Source organism: Pseudohaliea rubra DSM 19751 (assembly GCF_000764025.1).
GTDB lineage: Bacteria > Pseudomonadota > Gammaproteobacteria > Pseudomonadales > Halieaceae > Pseudohaliea > Pseudohaliea rubra.
In genome coordinates this window covers 1-3,460 of sequence record NZ_KN234817.1, presented here as the reverse complement: position 1 = coordinate 3,460, position 3,460 = coordinate 1, and the positions used below count along the sequence as shown (strand labels likewise).

Here is a 3,460-nt window from a genome sequence, read left to right as displayed (position 1 = left end):
GGGTCGAGACCACGGCCGTTCGCCGTGAGCAGCGCGGACCCGACCTTGACGACCCAGCGCCGGGCGCTGGCCAGCTCCATGCGGGACTCAGTCACGGGACGTACTCAACCTCGACGTCGTAGTCACTGTCATCGCCACTGCCATCACCACCGTCGTCTTGCCGGGCCCGGCCGCGTCGCGCCCGCAGGGCGTCGATGCGCTCCCGCGCCTCCCGCTGCAGCCTGCTCTGGGCGTCTGCTTCGGCCTCGGCGAGGGCCGGGTCCGCCGCTTCAGCCTCGCGGCGCGCCTCGAGGGCCGTCATGAGGTCCTGGCAGAGGCGCTCGGTGCCGCTGCCGCTCGCCGCCGCGATCCGGTAGAGCGGCCCCTCCCAGGCCAGTTCCTCGCGCAGCCGCGCGGCCAGCGCCTCACCGGCGGCTTCGTCGAGGAGGTCGAGCTTGTTCAGCACCAGCCAGCGCGGCCGCGCCGCGAGGGCCGGGCTGAAGTTCTCGATTTCTTCGGCGATGGTGCGCACGGCGGCCACGGGGTCGCTGCCGTCCGGCGGCGCAACGTCGACGAGGTGCAGAAGGATACGCGTGCGGGTCAGGTGGCGCAGGAAGCGCACGCCGAGGCCCGCCCCCTCCGCCGCGCCGGCGATAAGGCCGGGAATGTCCGCGACCACGAAGCTGCGCAGCGGATCGACGCGGACGACCCCGAGGCTGGGCACGAGGGTGGTGAAGGGATAGTCCGCCACCCGCGGCCGCGCCGCGGATACGGCGCGCACGAAGGTGGATTTGCCGGCATTGGGCAGACCCAGGAGCCCCACGTCTGCCAGGACCTTGAGCTCAAGGCGCAGCTGCCGCTCTTCGCCTTCCGAGCCGGGGCTGGTCTGCCGCGGCGCGCGGTTGACGGAGGATTTGTAGCGGGTATTGCCGAGGCCGTGGAAACCGCCCTGGGCCACGAGCAGTTCCTCGCCGGCCTCGGTCAGGTCGCCGAGTACTTCGTCGCTGTCGACGTCGATGACCGTGGTCCCCACGGGGACGGGCAGCACGAGATCGTCACCGCTGGCACCGGTGCAGTTGCGGCCGCGCCCGGGCTCGCCGTTGGCGGCGCGGAAGGCCCGCTGGTAGCGGTAGTCGACCATGGTGTTGAGGGCCGGGTCGGCGCGCAGGTACACGCTGCCGCCGTCGCCGCCGTCGCCGCCGTCCGGGCCGCCCTTGGCAACGAATTTTTCGCGCCGGAAGCTCAGGCAGCCGTTGCCGCCCTTGCCGGCGCTGACCCTGATGGTGGCTTCGTCGACGAATTTCATGGTGTCAGTTTATCCCGACGCGCGTGGCGCCCCTAGCTGCCCGGAGATCACCCTGCGGGCGTCAAACAGCGGCTCGGGGCGGATGCTGCATCCGCCCCCGTAATCTTCGATGAACCAAAAAAAAAGCCCCGTCAGCTGACGAGGCTCCCGTCGCGGGCGCGCTGCGCGCGACGCCTCAGGCCGTGGTGACGCAGACGAATTTGCGGCTCTTCGGCCCGCGGGTGATGAACTCGACCTTGCCTTCCGCGGTGGCGAAGAGCGTGTGGTCCTTGCCGATGCGCACATTCTCGCCGGCATGGAAACGCGTGCCGCGCTGCCGCACCAGAATGTTACCCGCCTTGACGACCTGGCCGCCGAAGCGCTTCACACCGAGGCGTTTGCTCTCGGAATCACGCCCGTTGCGGGTACTGCCGCCTGCTTTCTTGTGTGCCATAGTCTGCTTGCTCCCGCGTTATGCCGTGATGCCGGTAATCTTGACTTCGGTGTACCACTGGCGGTGGCCCGTCTCTTTACGATGATGCTTGCGCCGGTTGAACTTCACGATGCGCACCTTCTTGTGGCGGCCCTGACTGACGACCTCGGCGGTCACTTTGCCGCCGTCGACCAGGGGCCGGCCGATCTTCACACCGTCAGCGCCGCCGACCATGAGCACCTTGTCGAACTCGATGGTGTCGCCGGTGGCGGCTTCGATTTTTTCCAGCTTGAGGGACTCGCCCTCAACCACGCGGTGCTGCTTGCCACCGCTCTCGATTACTGCGTACATAAACACACTCCGTCACGTTAGCCTTCCCGCTGTCTTGTCGAAAACACCGCAGGCGCGGTGGGCAGGGCGAGGCAGAAACAGGATCCCGAGGCACGACGCCTCAAAGGGGGCGCGATTGTACGGGTTTTGCCGGCCCGGCACAAGCATCCCGGCAGCGTCTCTCTTGACACCCCACGGCGTCCAACCTAGCATGCGCGGGCACTTTCAGGCCCCGTTCCTATGCACGACATCCGCGCCGTCGTTGATCGCGAGTTCCGCGAGGTCAACGCCCTGATCATCGAGCAGCTCGAGTCCGATGTCGACATGGTGGAGAACATCGGCCACTACATTGTCGAGGCCGGCGGCAAGCGCCTGCGCCCGGTCCTGGCCCTGCTCACGGCGAGCGCCCTTGGTACCTGCACGCCCCGGCACATCTGTTTCGCCGCGGTGATCGAGTTCATCCACACGGCGACGCTCCTCCATGATGATGTCGTCGATCTCTCGGAGCTGCGCCGCGGGCGCCCCACGGCGAACGCTGCCTTCGGCAACGCCCCGAGTGTACTCGTGGGCGATTTCCTTTATACCCGGGCCTTCCAGCTCATGGTCAGCCTGGACGACATGCCGCTGCTGGCACAGATGGCGGACACGACCAACGCCATCGCCGCCGGCGAAGTCCTGCAACTGGCCCTGGCCGGGAACCCGGACACCACCGAAGCGCAGTATATGGACGTCATCACCCGCAAAACGGCAGTGCTGTTCGCTGCCGCCAGCCGCGGAGCCGCCCGGCTCCACGACGGCGATGGGGCCCTGCAGCAGCGTCTCTACGACTTCGGCCTCAACCTCGGTATCGCCTTCCAGATGGTGGACGACCTCCTCGACTACGAAGGCGACGCCGCCACCATGGGCAAGAATGTCGGCGACGACCTGGGCGAGGGCAAGCCGACGCTGCCGCTGATCCACGTGCTGCGCACGGGCAATGAGGCCCAGCGCCGGGTGGTACGGGATGCCATCGCGGGGCGCGACGCCAGCGCCCTGGGCGCGGTGGTGGCCGCCGTAAACGACTGCGGCAGCCTCGCCTACACCCGCGCCCGGGCCGAGCTGCACCGCGACCACGCCCTCGCCGCCCTCGACGGCCTCAAGGACGGGGCCGCCCTGGAGGCGCTGCTGACCCTCGCCCACCGCTCCGTGGACCGCAACAGCTAGCCGGCTCCCGGTCCGGCCGGAGCGCAGACCCGATCGAGGTGGCACCGGGGTCGCCAGGCTCCCTATACTGCCGGGACACTTTCTGGAGCATAACGCCGTGCCGCGAGACAGCCTGTCCCCGGGCGAACGGGCTAGCCACGCCCTCCACGCCCACGCCAGCCGTCTGAACGACGCCCCGCTCGCGCCGCTGGCAGCCGCGCCGGAGCGTGCCGGCAGGCTCGTGCGCGAGG

At 68.9% G+C, this 3,460-nt stretch carries 4 protein-coding genes; 1 reads left to right on the top strand and 3 read right to left on the bottom strand.

The window, feature by feature from the left end:
- Positions 1-91 precede the first annotated feature (91 nt).
- The 3 genes from cgtA to rplU form a co-directional block, all read right to left on the bottom strand.
- Positions 92-1,285: an Obg family GTPase CgtA gene (cgtA, locus tag HRUBRA_RS14375; protein WP_035518329.1), complete on the bottom strand. Its 1,194-nt coding sequence runs from the start codon at positions 1,283-1,285 to the stop codon at positions 92-94.
- A 175-nt stretch (positions 1,286-1,460) separates the two neighbouring features.
- Entirely contained in the window at positions 1,461-1,718 is a 258-nt protein-coding gene (rpmA, locus tag HRUBRA_RS14370; RefSeq protein ID WP_035518327.1) for a 50S ribosomal protein L27, read from the bottom strand.
- A gap of 18 nt (positions 1,719-1,736) precedes the next feature.
- The gene (rplU, locus tag HRUBRA_RS14365; protein ID WP_035518325.1) at positions 1,737-2,048 is read right to left on the bottom strand and encodes a 50S ribosomal protein L21; all 312 of its coding nucleotides are present in this window, start codon (positions 2,046-2,048) and stop codon (positions 1,737-1,739) included.
- Between the two features lie 219 nt (positions 2,049-2,267).
- Here rplU and HRUBRA_RS14360 point away from each other — a divergent pair, with 219 nt between their 5' ends.
- Positions 2,268-3,230 (top strand): polyprenyl synthetase family protein, encoded by a 963-nt coding sequence (locus tag HRUBRA_RS14360; RefSeq protein ID WP_035518323.1) that lies wholly within the window; start codon positions 2,268-2,270, stop codon positions 3,228-3,230.
- Positions 3,231-3,460 lie beyond the last annotated feature (230 nt).

Bases quoted from the DNA above. Each gene is read 5' to 3' on its own strand.
- HRUBRA_RS14360 (WP_035518323.1), top strand. From the start codon at position 2,268: ATGCACGACATCCGCGCCGTCGTTGATCGCGAGTTCCGCGAGGTCAAC.
- rpmA (WP_035518327.1), bottom strand. From the start codon at position 1,718: ATGGCACACAAGAAAGCAGGCGGCAGTACCCGCAACGGGCGTGATTCC.
- rplU (WP_035518325.1), bottom strand. From the start codon at position 2,048: ATGTACGCAGTAATCGAGAGCGGTGGCAAGCAGCACCGCGTGGTTGAG.
- cgtA (WP_035518329.1), bottom strand. From the start codon at position 1,285: ATGAAATTCGTCGACGAAGCCACCATCAGGGTCAGCGCCGGCAAGGGC.